Annotated in this window: 16 protein-coding genes; 2 read left to right on the forward strand and 14 right to left on the reverse strand. The window is 70.5% G+C overall.

Annotated features, from left to right (window positions below; all coding sequences use genetic code 11):
• Window positions 1-14: 14 nt before the first annotated feature.
• The 9 genes from ACLJRL_RS16650 to ACLJRL_RS16690 all read right to left on the reverse strand — a co-directional run bounded on the left by ACLJRL_RS16650 (window position 15) and on the right by ACLJRL_RS16690 (window position 8,719).
• Complete coding sequence (locus tag ACLJRL_RS16650) at window positions 15-869, reverse strand: siderophore-interacting protein (protein ID WP_410657081.1); 855 nt, start codon at window positions 867-869, stop codon at window positions 15-17.
• Complete coding sequence (locus ACLJRL_RS16655) at window positions 866-1,108, reverse strand: phosphopantetheine-binding protein (protein WP_410657082.1); 243 nt, start codon at window positions 1,106-1,108, stop codon at window positions 866-868. The genes ACLJRL_RS16650 and ACLJRL_RS16655 overlap by 4 nt, the downstream gene beginning before the upstream one ends.
• On the reverse strand, window positions 1,108-1,770 hold the full coding sequence (locus tag ACLJRL_RS16660) for an isochorismatase family protein (protein WP_410657083.1): 663 nt from the start codon (window positions 1,768-1,770) through the stop codon (window positions 1,108-1,110). The genes ACLJRL_RS16655 and ACLJRL_RS16660 overlap by 1 nt, the downstream gene beginning before the upstream one ends.
• 5 nt (window positions 1,771-1,775) lie before the next feature.
• Entirely contained in the window at window positions 1,776-3,398 is a 1,623-nt protein-coding gene (locus tag ACLJRL_RS16665; RefSeq protein ID WP_410657435.1) for a (2,3-dihydroxybenzoyl)adenylate synthase, read from the reverse strand.
• Window positions 3,399-3,409: 11 nt separating this feature from the next.
• On the reverse strand, window positions 3,410-4,606 hold the full coding sequence (locus ACLJRL_RS16670) for an isochorismate synthase (RefSeq protein WP_410657084.1): 1,197 nt from the start codon (window positions 4,604-4,606) through the stop codon (window positions 3,410-3,412).
• Between the two features lie 165 nt (window positions 4,607-4,771).
• Window positions 4,772-5,524 (reverse strand): 2,3-dihydro-2,3-dihydroxybenzoate dehydrogenase, encoded by a 753-nt coding sequence (gene dhbA, locus ACLJRL_RS16675; protein ID WP_410657436.1) that lies wholly within the window; start codon window positions 5,522-5,524, stop codon window positions 4,772-4,774.
• Window positions 5,525-6,123: 599 nt separating this feature from the next.
• Window positions 6,124-6,585 carry a hypothetical protein gene (locus tag ACLJRL_RS16680; protein WP_410657085.1) on the reverse strand — a complete coding sequence of 154 codons (462 nt, stop codon included), beginning with the start codon at window positions 6,583-6,585 and terminating at the stop codon, window positions 6,124-6,126.
• On the reverse strand, window positions 6,582-7,988 hold the full coding sequence (locus ACLJRL_RS16685; protein WP_410657086.1) for an ATP-binding protein: 1,407 nt from the start codon (window positions 7,986-7,988) through the stop codon (window positions 6,582-6,584). The genes ACLJRL_RS16680 and ACLJRL_RS16685 overlap by 4 nt, the downstream gene beginning before the upstream one ends.
• A complete protein-coding gene (locus ACLJRL_RS16690) occupies window positions 7,985-8,719 on the reverse strand; it encodes a response regulator (RefSeq protein WP_410657087.1) in 735 nt (244 codons plus the stop codon). Before ACLJRL_RS16690 ends, ACLJRL_RS16685 begins: the two co-directional genes overlap by 4 nt.
• Window positions 8,720-8,873: 154 nt before the next feature.
• On the opposite strand from ACLJRL_RS16690, the gene ACLJRL_RS16695 reads away from it, so the two are divergent.
• On the forward strand, window positions 8,874-9,419 hold the full coding sequence (locus ACLJRL_RS16695; RefSeq protein WP_410657088.1) for a M15 family metallopeptidase: 546 nt from the start codon (window positions 8,874-8,876) through the stop codon (window positions 9,417-9,419).
• Here the strand turns inward: ACLJRL_RS16695 and ACLJRL_RS16700 are convergent.
• Window positions 9,403-10,419: a saccharopine dehydrogenase family protein gene (locus ACLJRL_RS16700; protein ID WP_410657089.1), complete on the reverse strand. Its 1,017-nt coding sequence runs from the start codon at window positions 10,417-10,419 to the stop codon at window positions 9,403-9,405. The genes ACLJRL_RS16695 and ACLJRL_RS16700 overlap by 17 nt on opposite strands.
• Before the next feature lie 99 nt (window positions 10,420-10,518).
• On the opposite strand from ACLJRL_RS16700, the gene ACLJRL_RS16705 reads away from it, so the two are divergent.
• Window positions 10,519-11,493: a helix-turn-helix domain-containing protein gene (locus ACLJRL_RS16705; RefSeq protein ID WP_410657090.1), complete on the forward strand. Its 975-nt coding sequence runs from the start codon at window positions 10,519-10,521 to the stop codon at window positions 11,491-11,493.
• Between the two features lie 336 nt (window positions 11,494-11,829).
• Here the strand turns inward: ACLJRL_RS16705 and ACLJRL_RS16710 are convergent, their stop codons facing one another.
• Genes ACLJRL_RS16710 through ACLJRL_RS16725 form a run of 4 tightly spaced genes read right to left on the reverse strand, consistent with a single transcriptional unit; the run spans window position 11,830 to window position 16,730 of the window.
• The gene (locus tag ACLJRL_RS16710; RefSeq protein WP_410657091.1) at window positions 11,830-12,645 is read right to left on the reverse strand and encodes an SGNH/GDSL hydrolase family protein; all 816 of its coding nucleotides are present in this window, start codon (window positions 12,643-12,645) and stop codon (window positions 11,830-11,832) included.
• A gap of 17 nt (window positions 12,646-12,662) precedes the next feature.
• Window positions 12,663-14,006, reverse strand: coding sequence for a carboxyl transferase domain-containing protein (locus ACLJRL_RS16715; protein WP_410657092.1), 1,344 nt, complete (start codon window positions 14,004-14,006; stop codon window positions 12,663-12,665).
• Window positions 13,999-15,435, reverse strand: a complete 1,437-nt coding sequence (locus tag ACLJRL_RS16720; protein WP_410657093.1) for an acyl-CoA synthetase — start codon at window positions 15,433-15,435, stop codon at window positions 13,999-14,001. The genes ACLJRL_RS16715 and ACLJRL_RS16720 overlap by 8 nt, the downstream gene beginning before the upstream one ends.
• 11 nt (window positions 15,436-15,446) lie before the next feature.
• On the reverse strand, window positions 15,447-16,730 hold the full coding sequence (locus ACLJRL_RS16725) for an SLC13 family permease (protein WP_410657094.1): 1,284 nt from the start codon (window positions 16,728-16,730) through the stop codon (window positions 15,447-15,449).
• Between the last annotated feature and the right edge of the window lie 200 nt (window positions 16,731-16,930).

The following is a 16,930-nucleotide window of genomic DNA, read 5'->3' on the forward strand; positions in this document are numbered from 1 at the left end:
TCAGTGGGTGGGGATCAGTGGTCGTGGTCGTCGTCGAAGTTGGCGACGCCGAGTTTCCAGTAGCCGGTGACGTCGTGGTCGGCCTTGCCGAGCCCGAGGTCGTTCTTGAGCCAGCGGCGCAGCGGTTTGATCTGCCCGGCTTCACCGGCGACCCAGGCATAGAGCCGCTCGCCTGCCGGAACCTCGATCGTCTGTACCGCGAGGGCGAGCATGTCGGTGGTGCCCGGCGCGGCGTCACCCCGGTGCAGCCAGTGCACTTCGACGTCCTCGGGCGCGGACAGCTCGATCTCCTCGGCCGCGCCCGCGACCTCGATGAACGCCCAACCCGCGGCGGTGCGCGGCAGTTCCTCCAGCCAGCGCGCGATCGCGGGCAGGGCGGTGAGGTCACCGGCGAGCAGGTAGCGGTCGTAGTTGTGCGGCACGATCAGCCCGCCGGGCGGACCCGCGACGTGCACCGGCGTACCCGGCGTGACGGCCTTGGCCCAGTCAGCGCCGAGCCCACCGTCGTGCAGCGCGACGTCGAGGTCGAGTTCCCCGGAGGCCGGGTCGTAGCGGCGGACCGTGTACTCACGCGTCGTCGGGAACGGCTTCGGCCAGCGCAGCATGTCGCCGTTCGGCTCCGGCAGCCTCGGCTCCGAGTCGAACTCCGGGAAAATCAGCTTCACGTGTTCGTCGGGCGAATGCGCCTCGAACCCGGCCGTGCCAGGTCCGCCAAGGGTCACGCGAACCAGTCCGGAGCCGATCATCTCGGTGCGCACGACTTCGGCCTGCCGGACGCGGATCGGGTAGCCCACCTTCTCCGCGTGCTCGCCTACGCGGACCTCGGCGATGCGTTCGAGGTGGCGGTGACGGTGGTCGGCGCGGCTCACGCGGCGTTCCCGGCGAGGAGCTTCGTCCAGTGACCGAGGTTCGGCTGCTCGGCGAGATCGGCGAACTCCAGGGTGTCCGCTCCGGCGCCGCGCCACTGCTCGACCAGGCCCATGATCCGCATCGAGTCCAGCCCGAGGTCGGTCAGGTCGGTCTCCGGGCTCAGCTCGGCCGGGTCGCAGCCCAGTAGTTCGGCGACGTCGGCGTGGATCTTCTCGACGGTCAGTGATGCGGTGCTCATTACCTTGCTCCGGCGTGGATCGGGGCCAGCGCGGCGAGCGCGGTGGCGGTGGTGGTCAGCGCGCCGCAGCGCTGGGCGACGTATTCGCACGCCTGGTCGTGGCGCTCGCGGGAGAAGTCCGCGACCGCGTCGCCGACCAGGAACGGCTGGATGTCACGCATGAACGCCTCGACGGCGGTGGCCTGGCAGCCGATATGCGCGTAGACACCGGTGATCAGCAGCTGATCGCGGCCCGCTTCGGCGAGCTGCTCGGTGAACGTGCTGCGCTGGAAGGCGCTGTAGCGCCACTTCGTCAGCACTGAGTCGCCGGGTTTCGGGGCGAGTTCCGGGACGACGTCGGCGGCACTCGGGTCGTCCTCGATGACCGCGCCGATGCCGTCACCCCAGAACTCGGTGAGCAGTCCGCGTTCTTCGGCGGCCTGGTGGCCGGGCTGGGCGGTGTAGAACACCGGCACCCCCGCCGCGCGGGCGGCGTCGGCCAGCGCGGCGATGTTCGCGACCATCTCGGGGACGGGCGAACCCTCGTACGGCGCCAGGAAGTACCGCTGGGCGTCGTGCACCAGCAAAGCGGCGCGCGCGGGGTCGGGTTTCCAGCCGACCCGCCCGGCGGGCAGCTCGGCCTCCGTCGGCAACGGGTAGGAACTGATCTTGGGCAGTGACACGACTTTCACCTCTCCTTTGCCAGAGCGGCCAGTGCCGCTCGCAGCTCGCGCTTGCTCGTCTTGCCGACGCCCGTCACCGGGAACTCCGGCACCACCTGGACCAGATCGGGCACCTTGAACGCGGCGACCCCGCGCTCACGCACGAAGCGGCGCAGCTGTGCGGCGTCCGGCTCGGCCCCGGCAGCGGGAACGACGTAGGCACAGGTGCGCTCGCCCAGGTACGGGTCGGGCACCGCGACGACGGCGGCGTCGAGTACGCCGGGGTGGGCCATCAGATGGTTCTCGACCTCTTCCGCGGCCACCTTTTCACCACCGCGGTTGATCTGTTCCTTGGCCCGGCCGACCACTTCGAGATGTCCCGAAGGGTGCTGCCGCACCAGATCCCCGGTGCGGTAGAAACCGTCCGAGGTGAAGGCCGTCTTGTTGTGTTCGGTAGCGCGGTAGTAGCCGCGGATCGTGTACGGGCCACGGGTCAGCAGGGCGCCGATCTCGCCCGGTGCGACCACATCGTCCGAAGTGGACAGTGGGTCGTCCGGGTTCACGACGCGGACCTCGTCGTCCGGCGAAATCGGCCGTCCCTGCGTGGCGAGGACGTACTCGTCCGGGTCGTCGAGCCGGGTGTAGCAGACCAAGCCCTCGGCCATGCCGAACACCTGCTGCAGACGGCAGCCCAGCGCGGGCCCGATCTTCTCGGCCAGTTCCCGGGCACATTTGGCGCCGCCGACCAGGAGGACGTCCAAAGAGGACAGATCGCGGGTGGTCCGGGCAGCGGCCTGGGTCCACGCGGCCGCGAGCGGCGGCACCAGCCCGGAGATCGTGACGCCTTCGGCTTCGATCAGCCGGAACGCGGTGTCGGCGTCCGGGCGCGGGGCCAAGACCGTGGCCGCGCCCGCGTGCAGCGCGCCGAGCAGGCCGGGCGAGCTGAGCGGGAAGTTGTGCGCGACCGGCAACGCGGCCAGGTACACGCTTTCCGGGCGCAGTCCGCAGATCCGCGCGCTCTCCCGGACGCTGTAGAGGTAGTCGTCGGGGGTGCGCGGGATCAGCTTCGGCAGCCCGGTGCTGCCCCCGGACAACTGGAGGAACGCCACTCCGGCGGGATCCGGGTCCGGCAGCGCACGCGGCGCTGTCGCCTCCAGTTCGGCGAATTCGCCGGTCCCGACGACGAAGACCTCTCGTACCGAAGGGATTCCGGCCGCGACCGAACGCGCCATGGCCGCGTGGTCGAAGCGTTCGTGCTCGCCGATGGTGAGGATCGCCGCCGCCTCGCTCTGCTCGGCGAAGTGGCGCAGTTCGCTGGCCCGGTGCGCGGGCAGCGCGAACACGGGGAGCGCGCCCGCTCGCCACAGCCCGAAGACCACGGACACGAACTCGGGAACGTTCGGAAGCTGCACGACGACCCGGTCACCCGCACCGATTCCGGCTCCCGCGAACCCGGCGGCGAGGCGATGCGCCCGCTCGTCCAGTTCGGCGAACGTCCAGCGCTCGGTCTCTCCGATCACGGCGAGACGTTCGGCGTAGGCGTCGGCGAGGCTGGTGAGCAGCGCGCCGAAAGTCTGTCCTCGCCAATACCCCGAAGCGCGGTAGCGTGCGGCGGTCTCGGGCGGCCAGGCGACGTGGTCCGAGTTCATCTCGTCTTGGTTCACACCGCTCCTTCCAGGCCGAGCGCGCGCAGCAGGGTGCCGAATTTCGCGCCGGTCTCGGCGAGTTCGGCCTCCGGGTCGGAACCCGCGACGACGCCTGCGCCGGCGAACAGACGCACCGTCCGGTCGCGGACCTCGGCGCAGCGGATCGTGACCACCCATTCGCCGTCGCCGTCCGGGCCGGTCCAGCCGACCAGACCCGAGTAATAGCCTCGGTCTTCGGGTTCGAGCGCGGCGATGGTGTCGCGGGCGAGCACGGTCGGCACCCCGCAGACGGCAGGGGTCGGGTGCAGGGCCTCGGCCAGCGCGAGCGCCGACGAACCGGCGTCGGAGGGATCGGCGAGCCGGCCGGTGACACGGGTCGACAGATGCCACATGGTGGGTGTGCCGATCACCTCGGGCTCGGCCGGGACGTCGAGGTCGACGCAGAACCGGCCCAGCACTTCGGCCACCTGCGCGGCGACGTGGGCGTGTTCGGCACGGTCCTTTTCCGACGCCAGCAGATCGCTGATCCGGCGGGCGTTCTCGGCTTCGTCGGTGACCCGCGGGCGGGACCCTGCCAGCGGGTTGGCCGTCACCACCGAGCCGCGCCGGGAGACCAGCAGTTCCGGGCTGGCCCCGACGAGGGTGCGGGGCACCGCGTCCCCCGGTGCGCTGACGTCGACGGCGAAAGCGTGGGCCGCCGGGTCCGCGTGCACCAGCCGGGCCAGCAGCCGCGGCACGGCGACGGGGTCGCCGCCGGTGACGTCGAGGCACCGGGCCAGCACGATCTTGCGCAGATCACCGTCGTCGATCAGGTCCAGCGCGCGGCTCACGGCGCCGGTGTAGACCTCGGGCGCGGGCCGCGGGGTGAGCGACCAGCCGCTCCCGCCGAGCGGGCCCACCGGACGGCCGGGTCCCGGCGCACCGGCACGGCGCACCACGGCGGGCACCACGAGGCTGCTCGGGGCATCGGGCCGGAACCCGAGTGCTCCGGCCACCACCGGTTCGGTCACCCCCGCCACTAGTGCGGCGTCGAGGATTTCGGCGGCGGCACGGGCACGCTTGCCCGGCGCCTCGTGGACCGGGGCGTAGACCCCGTCGGCCAGCAGTGATCCCCGCGCCGAGGAGTAGTAGAACGATCCGGGCAGGTACGCCGCCAGCAGATCGGCCGCCTGGTGGACCGGCCTAGGTCGAGCCGGTGCAGGTGAGGACACGACAGGATTCCCTTTCGCAAATACAACCGACCATGTGTGCACTCATGCCGTAGCGCAATGCCGTAAGCCGGCGCGGAACGCGACCCCCGGACGCGCCGAACACCCTTTTTTGGTTAGCCTAACCTAATCATATGGCCCCGAGAAGTCTCCGTTGCCCCATCGATATCAGGCCCGGAGCGTCGCCCCGCCGTCCACGTAGAGGTTCTGCATGGTGATGTGCCGCGCGCGATCCGAGGCCAAAAACAGGACCGCGTCGGCGATATCGGCCGGGTCGGCGATGCGGCCGAGCGGGATACCGACCCGGAACTGCTCCGGATTTCCCGCTATGACCCGGTCCGGGCCGTTCTCGTCCGTCCACAGTAGACGTTGCATATCGGTGTCGGTCGAGCCGGGAGAGACGATGTTGCACCGGATTCCGGAGCCCGCCAGTTCCAGGCCGAGGCAGCGCGTGAGCATCGTCGCCGCGGCCTTGGAAGCGGCGTAGGCGGCCATCCCACTCCTTGGCACGCCCGCCGCGTTGGACCCGACCGTCACCAGCACGCCGCTGCGGCGAGGCAACATCCGCCGCGAAATCTCGCGGAGCACGGTGAAAACCCCGGTCGAGTTGACCGCGAAGGTCGCCGCCCAGTCCTCGTCACTGGTCTCGACCACCGACCCCGGCTTCAGCACGCCCGCGACGGACGCCCCGATCCCGATCGGCCCGAGTTCACGCTCGACCTCGTCGACGACCCTCGCCACGGCCGCGGGATCCCCGACGTCCGCGACGAAGGACGTCACCCCGCTCCGGGAAGGCCCGGCGTCCACCAGGTCCACCGCCGCCACGATCGCACCGGCCTCGGCCAGACCGTCGACGACGGCCTTGCCGATCCCGCGCGCACCACCGGTGACGAGCGCGACCTTGCCCTCGATCCCGTCCACCCCGAACCACCCCACGTCCCTTTGCTTAGCCTTGCCTAAGCTAGCTGTCAAACCGGACATTGCGAGGGACCGACACCGGTGATTCAGGCCACGTCGAAGGAAGGAGCCTGGGCCGATCGGCGGATCGGCCGCGGCCATCAGGGGCCTGACCAGGCCTAGCTGAGTGATTCCGTGAAGTTGGTATTAGGTTTCGGTGCCGCGGATCGTGAGTGATCGATCGCCTCGGGAAAGCCGACCACGCCCGGCGGGCCGCGAGTCCAGGACGTGAAGTTGGCGTGATCGGGCTGGGGGTTGTGGCTTCGGTGGCCTTGAGCATGGGGTGCCAGGTGATGTTCCGGTAGGTACGTGAGGGCCACCTTCAGGGACTCTGAGTCCCTGAAGGTGGCCCTCACGGACTTCGAAATCCAGACGATTGGCGATCAATCGGACAATTCGGCGCATTCGGTGTCCTTTGTGGACGACCGGGGAGTGGCAGGGCCACTCTCCGGCCACCCTCACTCGCCTACCTGCGGGGATCGTTGTGAAGGCCTCCTTCACAACCTAGAAATTCGGCCTGAGGCCGAGAGCGCCGCGAAGGCCACTTTCACGAAATCACTCGTCTAGCCCGGCAAGGGACAGGTCTGCGGGGCGCGTTCACTTCCGCCGCCCCGCAAGGTGATCCGCGGGCCGAGGATGAGGGTGTCCCGGACCGTGCAGACGATCTGGTCGACAGCCCGGGGCGAAAGCGTGGAGACGTTCACCGAGAGGGTCAGCGTCAGCCTGCCCGCCTCGCCTTCCTGATCGACGAAGGTGACGCCGGGCGGGACTTCGGTGGTGTAGCGCAGTTCCCGCTCGGTCTCGTCCGGTCCGGCGCCGAGCAGCGCGATCGTCCTGTCCATCGTCGCCTCCTCCGCCAGCGGCCGCAGCACCCGGACCGGCAGACCGTCCGTGAGGAAGTACAGCACCGCGCCGTTCGCCGGGCCCGACGGCGCGGGCGCGCCCGTGATCACCACGCTGGGCCGCACACCACAGCCCGCGACGGCCAGCGCGACCAGCGGGACGGCGAGCCAAGACCGCCTCATGCCGTCACCACCCCGCGGGGAAGGCGAAGCGTGAACACCGCGCCCCCTTCCGGACCGTTCGCCGCGACCAGCGTGCCGTCGTGCAGGCGCGCGTTCTCCCACGCGATCGCCAGGCCGAGCCCGCTGCCGCCGGACCGCGCCCGGGCCGTGTCGGCCTTGTAGAACCGGTCGAACACCTGGGGGAGCGCTTCGGACGACAGCCCGGGACCGCGATCCGCGACCTCCAAGACGAGCCACTCCCCTGCTTCGGCGAGCCGGAGCGAAACCGGCTTCGCACCATTCCGCAACGCGTTCCCGACCAGGTTCGCGACGATGACGTCCACCCGGCGCGGGTCGAGCCGGGCGAACACGCCGTCGGGCAGTTCGCCCTCGACTTCGCCCGTCCAGCCCCGGATCCGCAGGCTCGCCGTCACCACCTCGGCGACGTCGACCTCCTCCGTCGCCAGTGCGGCGGCCCCGGCGTCGAACCGGGACACCTCGATGAGGTCGTTCACCAGACCGGTCAGGTTGTGCGTCTCCTCGATGGTCATCCGCGCCGCGAGGGCCGCGTCGCCGGACAGCTTCGGCGCCTCCTGCTCCAGCACGTCGGCGAACGCGGTCATCGCGGCGAGCGGGGTGCGCAGTTCGTGGGAGACGTCGGCGACGAACCGTCTCGCGTCCGCCTCCATCCGTTTCAGCTCACCGACATGCCGCTCCAGCGCCTCGGCCGTCTCGTTGAACGTGGTCGCCACCCCGGCGAGTTCGTCCGAACCGCGGACACTGATCCGCGTCCGCAGATAGCCCTTCCCCAGCCAGCGCGCGGCGTCACCCAGCTCCCGCACCGGCCGCAGCACGCCCCTCGCGGCCAGCAACGCCAAGGCGACGGCGAAGAGCAGGGCGACGCCGCCGATCAGCCAGGCACGAGTGGCCAGTTCGCCGATGCTTTCCTGCTCGGGCAGCATGCTGCGGGAGATGTAGGTCTCGATGCCCGAAGCCTGCGCTCGCCCGCCGGGGAGAACGACGTCGAGTCTGGTGCCCACCACCAAGATCGGGGCGTCGCCGACGAGAACGCGTTGCCAGGCGACCTCTCCGGCCCGGACCGCGTCGCGGAGTTCGGTGCTGAGCACCGATTCCAGCTGCATGTTCCCGGTCGCCTTGCCCTCGTACAGGACGAGGGCGCCGAGGTCGCGGGCGCTCAGTTCACCGTTGATCCGGTCCAGTGTCCCGTCGCTCGGCGGCAGCGGGCCGAGCGGGTACAGCGCGCTGACCTTGTCGACCAGGAGGCGCGCGGTGGCGTCCTGGGACTGCTGGAGGATCACGGTGCGGGACAGCACATAAGTGCCCCCGGCGACCATCACGGCGGTGACCACGACGAGCAGGCTGAACGCCAGCAGCAACCGGGTCCGGAGTCCCCCGAACTTCACAGTGGCCCGAAGCGGTAGCCGAAGCCGCGGACCGTCTGCACGTACACCGGCGCCGAGGAGTCGTCCTCGATTTTCGCCCGAAGCCGCTGCACACAGGCATCGACGACCCGGGAATCGCCGAAATAGCCGTGCTCCCAGACATTTTCCAGCAGGTACTGGCGGCTGAGCACGCGGCCGGGCACCTGAGACAGCTCCAGCAGCAGCCGCAGTTCGGTCGGCGCGAGCCCGATCGGTTCGCCGCCCTTGGTCACCACCAGCCCGGACCGGTCGATGGCGACGTCACCGTGCTGTTCGATCCCGGGTTGCGCGGGCGCGGGACGGGACGCGTGCCCGCTGCGGCGCAGCACCGCGAGGATCCGCGCCTCCAGCACTCGCGCCCTGGCCGGCTTGACCACGTAGTCGTCCGCCCCGGCGGCGAGCCCGGCCACCACGTCGATGTCGTCGTTGCGCGCGGTGAGCATGATGATCGGCAGGTCGCCCGCGGCCCGGATCCGGCGGCAGACCTCGAAACCGTCGAGACCGGGCAGCATCAGGTCCAGGACGACGACGTCCGGCTGCCGCGACGCGAGCCGCGCCAGCCCTTCCTCACCGGTGGCCACCGCGTCGACCGCGTGCCCGCGGCCGCCCAGCGCCATGCTCAGGCCGTCGCGCACGGCCTGGTCGTCTTCGATCAGCAGCACCCGGGGCATGCCGACGACTATCGCAGCGCCGGACGGAATCCGCTCGTCCATGATTCGTCAGTGTGCCCGGCGGGCTTCCGCGGAGTGTCCGCGTCATGTCTTCGTTCTGTCACAGCGCGATCCGTGCGAAACGGTGACATTTCCGTCGTCGTCCGCGCACTTCGCCGAGATCGTCGCCGCACACGCGCCGCTCACTGTGGAGCCTATGAACGAACGACGGGACCGCGTCTTCGCGGCGATCACCCGAATCCTCGCGGTGCTGCTGCTGATCCCGGCGTGGCTGCGCTCCCCCGGCCACGCCCGCCGGATCGCCTGCGGCTGGGCGTTGTCGCTGCGGTTCCCGGCCGAGAGACTCACCGGGCTCACCGAAGCCACGCTGACCGCGTTCACCGCCGCGCGGACAGAGGCGTTCTGGCGGCACCACACGCTGATCGGCGTCACGTCAGGCCATCGTGACGCCGCCGAGCAGCACCGGCTCTTCCTGACCGAGGTGGCCAGGACCGGGTCGGAACGGGCCGCGCGGAGGCGGGTGCTGCCGGTGCGGGATTCGGTGCACGTCCGCGGGATCGCACTGGACATCCGGCCGCGCGAAGGTGCGCAGTGGCTGGAGGACCACGGTTCCCGCTTCGGCCTGTATCGCACCTACGACAACGAATGGTGGCACTTCGAGCACCGGCCCGACGGCGCTCCCACTCGCCTGCCGCACCCCGGCCTCGTGAGCGTTGTGGCGCCCTTCAGGACTCCACGGTGATGTGCGGAGCGAGCGCCGCGAGGAAGTCCGCCGCGTCGAAGATCTCCCCCGCCGAAACGACGCCGGTCGCCTTGGTCCGCCCGGTGAGCACCCTGTGGACCGCTTCCACCACCAGCGGCGCCGTCACCGCGTAGATGTCCTGCCCACGAGCGACGAGTCGCCGTTCCTCGCCACCGGAACGCACGACGACGTCGACCAGGAACGTCTGCGCGGACCGTCCGCTCTCGTCCACGGCGGCCGGCGCCGACGTCTCCGTCACGACTTCCTTCGCCGCCTCGACCGTCATGTAGGTGACCACCTCGGGGATGGCGAGATGGCTCGGGATGGTGATGACGTCGGCCATCGTGAACTCGCCGAACACCTTCCGAGCTCCGACCGGTGAAGGGAACGTCCACTCCGAGGTCGGCAGATCACCCTTGACGTGCTCCAGCCGTCCACCGCTGAACCGGATCCGCTGCCCGTTCCGCCGCTCCCTCGAAACCTTGCTCGCGGCGCGGGTCCCGGCCGTCGGGTACCAGCTGCTCAGCGCGTAGGCGATGTGCGCTTCGTCGGCCGACGTCCACTCGCCCATCGCGGCGGTGGCCAGCAGATCGCCGAGAGCGCCGAAGAACGCCATCGCGGGGATCACCGTCGCGCCCGCCGCACGCTCCGCGAAGGCTTCGAACGTGTCGATGTTGGCCTCGAGCTCCGCCGCCACGTCCAGATACGGGAGGCCTGCCCGCAGCGCCGCCTCGATCACCGGCGCTGCGGTGTCGGCGAAGGGACCGGCGGCGTTGATCACCGCGTCCGCGCCCTCCAGCGCACGGTCGAGCGAGGCCGGGTCGTCGACCGAGGCCTGGCGCACGTCGAGACCGGGCCGATCCGCTGCCAGGTCAAGCAGTTTGGCCTCGTCGCGACCCGAAGCCACCACGCCGAATCCGCGCTCGCTCAACTCCGCGACCACGAACCGCCCGGTGTGCCCGTAAGCCCCGAACACCGCGACCTTGTAGCCCGTTTCCATTGGTTCTCCCACCTTCGACTGATCCACTGAGGACCAGTCTTCCGGCGAAATCGCCGCGCCGACAGTGTCTGGAACGCCATCATGCGTACACTTTCGGACATGACCACTGTCGCCCTGGCCGCCACGGACGGGATGCTGCATTTCGAGCTGGCCATCGCCTACGAGGTCTTCGGTTCGGACCTGTCCCACCTCGCCGGCTCCTGGTACGACCTAGCCGTCTGCGGCTCGGGCGCCGTGCAGGTCGGGATGTTCCGGCTGGAACCGGAGCGCGGCCTCGACCACCTCGCCCGCGCGGACACGGTGATCGTCCCCGGCTGGGCCGACCTCGACGCGGATCCGCCCCCCGACCTGGTCGAGGCCGTGCGCGCCGCCCACGAGGCGGGCGCGCGGGTGGCGTCCCTGTGCACCGGCGCGTTCGTGCTGGCCGCCGCCGGCCTGCTGGACGGCCGCCGCGCGACCACGCACTGGGCGCACACCGACCTGCTGGCCGCGCGCCATCCCCTGGTGGAGGTCGACCCGGACGTGCTCTACGTCGACAACGGCAGCGTGCTCACCTCGGCGGGCAAGGCCGCCGCGATGGACCTGTGCCTGCACCTGGTCCGCTCCGACCACGGGTCCGCGGTCGCGAACACCGTCGCCCGCCGCCTCGTCGTCCCGCCGCACCGCGCGGGCGGCCAGTCCCAGTTCGTCACCGCCCCGGTCCCCGCGCAGGACGACCACCCGCTCGGCGGGCTGCTGCCGTGGATCACCGAGCGGCTGGACCGGCCGCTGACCGTGGAAGACCTCGCCCGCCAAGCCGGCATGAGTTCGCGCAACCTGGCCCGGCACTTCCGGACGGCGACCGGCACCACGCCGCTGCGCTGGCTGCTGACCCAGCGGATCCGCCGCGCGCAGGAACTGCTGGAGCGCACCGACGACGGCATCGACGCCATCGCGGAGGCCACCGGCATGGGGACCGCCGCGACCCTGCGCCGTCACTTCAACAGCACGGTCGGCGTGCCGCCGGACACCTATCGCCGGACCTTCCGGGCTCAGGCACCGGAATCGGGCAGGCGGGCGAGCTTGTCCGGGTAGACGCCACGCACCTGGACCGCCGTTGACCGGACGGTCGCGGACAGCGCAGTCCTCGGGGACGGCCGTTCCGCGTGATCTGAGGGAGGACACGCGTGAGTTCGCCGACCAATCACGCGTGTTCGCCGTCTGATCACGCGAGTTCGCCGTCCAATCACGGGTGACATCCATCGACGCACACCCGCCCCGGCCACGAATTCGCCAACAGCATCACTCAACGTCCCAAATCCTCCGTTGATCAAGGTCGGGAACGGTGGTCCACCTCGGCTCGAGCTCGATGTATCCCCACTTCCCGCATCGTCGAGCGGCTGAGACTCCAGCCCGAATCGCCATCCCCGCTTACGAAGAGACCCCGCCGATGAGCTTCGCGACGGCCGCCATTCCCGCCTCGTTCGGGTGGTAGGGAACGCGCCCTGACGCGGTCACGTACCGCTCCATCCAGGGCGTCGCGGCACAAGAGTCGTGGGTCGCGCTCTTGGCGGCGGCCGGGATCAGGGTGGCCCGCTCGGCGCGGGCCGCCCGCCGGGTCGCCGCCGCGAGCTTCTCCGCGACCTCGCGTTCGAACGTCAGTTGCGCCGGGGTGAGCGGCACGCCGTCGCAGGCCGCCGCGGTGCGCGGCACGATCGTCAAGTAGTCGACGACCAGCACCCGGGCCCGCGGGGCACGCTGATGGACCGCGGCGAGCACGGCGCCGATCTTCTCGTGCACCGTCGTGAGCGCGGTGCGGATGGCGGCCTGGTCGACCTGGCCGCAGTTCGTCCCGCCGGTGTTCTGGCACGCGTAGGCGAAAAGGCTGCCGACGTAGTTGACGTCGTTGCCGCCGATGGTGACCGTGACGAGCCGGGTGTCCGAAGTGACGGCCTCGATCTGCGGCGGCTGCCCGGCCTGTCCGGCGGTGAGGATGTTCGCGGTGGTGGCGCCGCTGCAGGTGACGTCGGTGAGGGCGAGTCCACGCTCCTCGGCCACCAGGCTCGCGTAGTTGTTCACCGACCGCCCGCACGCCGCCGGGGTGCCGGGCCGCAGGGGCGGGATTCCCGGTCCCGCGGCGAAGGAACTGCCCATGGCGACGTACCGGGCAGCTACCTCGGCCTGGACTGGTAGTCCGATGAGTCCGGTGACGAGGACGATGGCCGCGACGGTCAACCGTTTGAGCATGCGAATTCCCCTTCTTCTCAGGAGCGAGCCGGTCCGGCACTCGCGATGCCGTCGATCACGCCGAGGACGAGCAGATCCGCCGGACGCAGCTTCAGTTCACCGGCCAAGGCCGGTACGTCGCCGGATGGCCGTTTGAGGATCCCGGCCGCCAGTTCCGGTGCTATCACGGAGAAATAGGCGTCGGGCGTCAGCCAGATCCGGTCCGGAGAGCAGAAGGCGAGCGCGCCGCCCGAACCTCCTTCACCGATCACCAGGGTGGTGATCGGCACGCTCGCCGCCGCGATCGCGGCGAACAGTTCGGCGATCGCGTGCCCGGTCCCGGCCGTTTCCGCGTCCGGGCCGGCCGCCGCGCCCGGGGTGTCGACCAGCGTCAGCACCGGCAGGCCCAGCCGGTCGGCGAGCCGGACCAGCCGGGTCGCCGTCCGGAATCCGGCGGGTGTGGTCGCCGTACCCGCCTGAGCCGCGAACGCGATCGACCGCCCGCCCCGCCTGCCGATTCCACAAAGGACACCGTCGTCGGTGCCGCCGCTCCGGTCGCCTCGGATACTGGCACGGGCGTCGAAGTAGTCGTCGAGGTAGGCGGCAGCGCGCGGCCGGTGTGCCGACCTCGCGCGCAGCACCGCGGACCAGCCGTCGGGCGCGGGTTCGAGGGCTCCGAGCGCTCTTGGCACGTCCGCGGGACGGTTTCGGGCGCCACCGGTCAGGAAGCCGAGCCAGGTCTCCAGCCGCTCGGCGAGCGCGTCCTCGGGTACCAGTTCGTCGAGATGCCCGGCCGCGAACTGACTCTCGGCCGCGTAGGCGGGATCGTCGGCGAACCGCTCGGGCCGCACCCGGCGGCCGGCGAAACCGACCTGTGCGCCCGGAATCCCGAGCACGACGTCGGCATCGGCGCCGAGGGACGCCCACACGCCACCGGTCGTCGGGTGGCGCACGACGGTGATATGCGGCAGTCCCTTCTCCCGCAGCAGAACCAGACCGCGCGCGATACGCTGCAGCTGACGCACCGCGGGTACACCTTCCTGCATCCGCGTGCCACCGGTCGACAGCAGCGACACCACGGGCAGGCCGAGCGAGCCCGCCCGGTCGAGTGCCTCTTCGATGCGCGCGCCGGTCCCGGTCCCGACCGAGCCGCCGAGGAATCCGAACTCGAAGCAGATCACCACGACCTCGTGGCCGCCGACCTTCCCTCGCCCGCAGACCACCGACTCGTCGGTACCCGTGCGTTCCGTGGCACGGGCGCGGGAAGCGTCGTAACCGTCCCAGCCCAGCGGTCCATCCTTTTCGGACGAAAGTCCGTCCACAGTGAACTCGACGAACCCGGACGCCAGCGCCGCGATGGTCGCCCTGGCACCGTCAGCCATCGAGTGCCCGCTTGAGGACCTTGCCCATCTCGTTGCGCGGCAAGGCGTCCAGGTAGCGGACCACCCTCGGCCGCTTGTGCGGCGAGAGCAGTTTGGCGACGTGATCGGCGAGTTCGTCCGCCGTCGGGGTGGTTTCGGCGGGGACGACCCACGCGACGATCCGCTCGCCGAGGTCTTCGTCCGGTTCGCCGGTGACGGCGGCTTCCGCCACCCCCGGGTGCTCCAGGAGCGCGTTTTCGATCTCGCCCGCGCCGATCTTGTAGCCGCCGCTCTTGATCAGGTCGGTGGCGCGACGGCCCACGATGCGTACGTAGCCGTCCGGATCGCGCACCGCCATGTCCCCGGTGCGGAACCAGCCGTCGTGCAGCGCGGCGTCCGTGGCGTCCGGCCGGTTCAGGTATCCGAGGAACAGGTTCGGCCCGCGGACCTCGATCTCCCCCACCGTCTCGCTGTCGGCAGCCTCGAACGGGACACCGGCGTCGTCGACCAAGCGGAGTTCGACGCCGGGCAGCGGCAACCCGACCGAGCCCGGCCGGCGATCACCGGAAACCCTGACTCCGCAGTTCATCAACGTCTCGGTCATGCCGTAGCGCTCGACCACCCGCTGGCCGGTCGTGGTGGCGATCCGCTCGTGATCGGTCGCGGGCAGCGCGGCCGAACCCGAGACCAGCAGCCGTGCCGAGCCGATCCCGGCGGCCAGTGCCGGATCGGCCTCGCAGTCGGCCGCGAGACGGTGGTACATCGTCGGGACGCCGAACAGCATCGTGCCCGGCCCGGCGAGTTCGGCGGCGGCGACCTCACTGGCGAACCGGCCGAGGTGATGCAGCGAGCCACCCCGCCGCAACGGCCCGACCACACCGAGGATCAGCCCGTGCACATGGAACAGCGGCAGTGCGTGCACGAGCACGTCGGCGCCGGTCCACTCCCACATTTCCGCGAGCGCGTCGAGATTGGACGCCACCGCCCGGCGCGGGAGCACCACGCCCTTCGGCGGCCCCGTCGTCCCGGAGGTGTAGACGACGAACGCCGGGGTCTCCGGGTCCGGTTCCTCACCGGGCCACGGTGTTCCGGTGACGCCGAGTTCGACCGCGATCCGGGGCAGGGCACCGAGTTCGCCGGGCAGCACGGCGTCCGGGGCCGCCAGCACCAGGTCGGGTGCGCTGTCCGCGACGATGTGCTCGAGTTCACGCGAGCCCGCCTTCGGGTTGACCGGCACCACCGGGACCCCCGCGGTGAGCGCGGCGACCACGGCGACGCAGGTCTGGATCGTCGGCGTGGCCCACACCGCCACCCGGGTCCGGCCCGCGAGCCCGGCGGCGAGCGAACCCGCGACGGACGCGAGTTCGCCGTGGGTCAGGACGTCGGTACCGAAGCGCAGAGCGACTCGGTCGTTCCCGGTCACCAGCCCGGGCAGCAGACGCGGTGTCATGGATCTCCTCCTCAGCCCCAGTTGGGCACGACGAACACGAGCCAGGCGAGCAGCGGCACGATGGCCACCACGAGCGCCCCGTACACCAGAAGCTGTTTGAAGAACTTGTCCCGGTCGATGTCCTTGGCGTTGGCGAGGACGAGCGCGCCGTTGGTGGAGAACGGGCTGACGTCGACCATCGTCGCCGAGACCGCGAGGGCGGCGATCATCCCGACCGGCCCGATCGTGCCCTGCGCCAGGAACGGCACGGCGAGCGGGATGAGCGCGCCCATCAGCCCGACCGAAGACGCGAAGGCGGAGACGATGCCGCCGATGTAGCACAGCAGCAACGCGGCGAGCAACGGGATCCCGACCATGGTGACCGCGTTACCCACGTAGTCGATCGTGCCGATTTCCTTCAGCACGGCCACATACGTCAGCACACCGCAGATCAGCAGCACGGTCGGCCAGGTGATCTCGCTGACGGCGGACCGGCTGGTCTTGGGCCACACGACGCTCAGCAACACGGCCACGGTGATCGCGGTCAGGCCCGGGTCGAGGTCGAACACCAGCGTGCCGACGACGAGCGCGACGAGGCCGGTGAGTGTGACGATCTTGGGGCCGTCCAAGGGAATGCGCTGTTCGTGCGGCAAGGGTTCGTCGTCGGTCTCCTCCGCGCTCCCGCCGGCACCGACCGTCACGAGTTGCCTGCGACGCAGTTTGGTCCCGCCGAGGACGACGAAGAGGACCGCCGCGATGGCGAGGTTCATGAAGAGGCTCGCGAGGAACAGCACGAGCGGGTTGCCGGCGATGTGGTTGCGGTCGACGATCCCGTTGACGATCGAGCCGTACACGCTGATCGGTGAGAATCCGCCGCCCTGCGCGCCGTGGACGACCATCGCGCCCATCAGCAGCGGGCTGATCTTGTACCGGGCCGCGAAACCCAGGGCGATCGGCGCGACGATCGCGCAGGCCGCCGGGCTCACCGCGCCGATCGCGGTCAGCGCGCCGGTGACCACGAACATCACCCACGGGATGAGCGCGATGCGGCCGCCCACCAGCCGGACCGCGGCGGCCACCAGCCAATCGGTGGTGCCGTTGGCCCTGGCGATGGCGAACAGATAGGTGACCCCGACCAGCACCACGAAGATGTCGCCGGGGAAGCCGGCGAAGATGCCGTCGGTGTCCAGGCCACCGGCGAGGGTGCCGACGAGGAACGCGCCCGCGAACGCGAGCGCCCCCATGTTGATCGAGCGGGTCGTGGCGAGCGTGAAGATCACCACGAGGACGAGGATCGAGATCAGCTGGGCGGACATGAACCGTCCTCCTTGACGGCGGAGCCCTGGCAAGCGGCCAGGTGAAGCAATGGCTCCGTGAATCAGTGGCTCAGTGGACAGTGGCTCAGTGGACTAGTGGCTGAGCCACTTTCCCTGTGACGGCGACCACCTGTCAACCCATAGTGGTAAATTGGCTGAGCCACTTGTCCACCGGACAGGGCACTGAACAGCAGGACGAG

The organism is Amycolatopsis sp. lyj-112, from assembly GCF_046549055.1.
GTDB lineage: Bacteria > Actinomycetota > Actinomycetes > Mycobacteriales > Pseudonocardiaceae > Amycolatopsis.

What these genes read in the sequence shown, in the direction of transcription:
- ACLJRL_RS16655 (WP_410657082.1), bottom strand. Translation starts at nt 1,108, where the DNA reads ATGAGCACCGCATCACTGACCGTCGAGAAGATCCACGCCGACGTCGCC.
- ACLJRL_RS16665 (WP_410657435.1), bottom strand. Translation starts at nt 3,398, where the DNA reads ATGAACTCGGACCACGTCGCCTGGCCGCCCGAGACCGCCGCACGCTAC.
- ACLJRL_RS16680 (WP_410657085.1), bottom strand. Translation starts at nt 6,585, where the DNA reads ATGAGGCGGTCTTGGCTCGCCGTCCCGCTGGTCGCGCTGGCCGTCGCG.
- ACLJRL_RS16690 (WP_410657087.1), bottom strand. Translation starts at nt 8,719, where the DNA reads ATGGACGAGCGGATTCCGTCCGGCGCTGCGATAGTCGTCGGCATGCCC.
- ACLJRL_RS16695 (WP_410657088.1), top strand. Translation starts at nt 8,874, where the DNA reads ATGAACGAACGACGGGACCGCGTCTTCGCGGCGATCACCCGAATCCTC.
- ACLJRL_RS16700 (WP_410657089.1), bottom strand. Translation starts at nt 10,419, where the DNA reads ATGGAAACGGGCTACAAGGTCGCGGTGTTCGGGGCTTACGGGCACACC.
- ACLJRL_RS16705 (WP_410657090.1), top strand. Translation starts at nt 10,519, where the DNA reads ATGACCACTGTCGCCCTGGCCGCCACGGACGGGATGCTGCATTTCGAG.
- ACLJRL_RS16710 (WP_410657091.1), bottom strand. Translation starts at nt 12,645, where the DNA reads ATGCTCAAACGGTTGACCGTCGCGGCCATCGTCCTCGTCACCGGACTC.
- ACLJRL_RS16715 (WP_410657092.1), bottom strand. Translation starts at nt 14,006, where the DNA reads ATGGCTGACGGTGCCAGGGCGACCATCGCGGCGCTGGCGTCCGGGTTC.
- ACLJRL_RS16720 (WP_410657093.1), bottom strand. Translation starts at nt 15,435, where the DNA reads ATGACACCGCGTCTGCTGCCCGGGCTGGTGACCGGGAACGACCGAGTC.
- ACLJRL_RS16725 (WP_410657094.1), bottom strand. Translation starts at nt 16,730, where the DNA reads ATGTCCGCCCAGCTGATCTCGATCCTCGTCCTCGTGGTGATCTTCACG.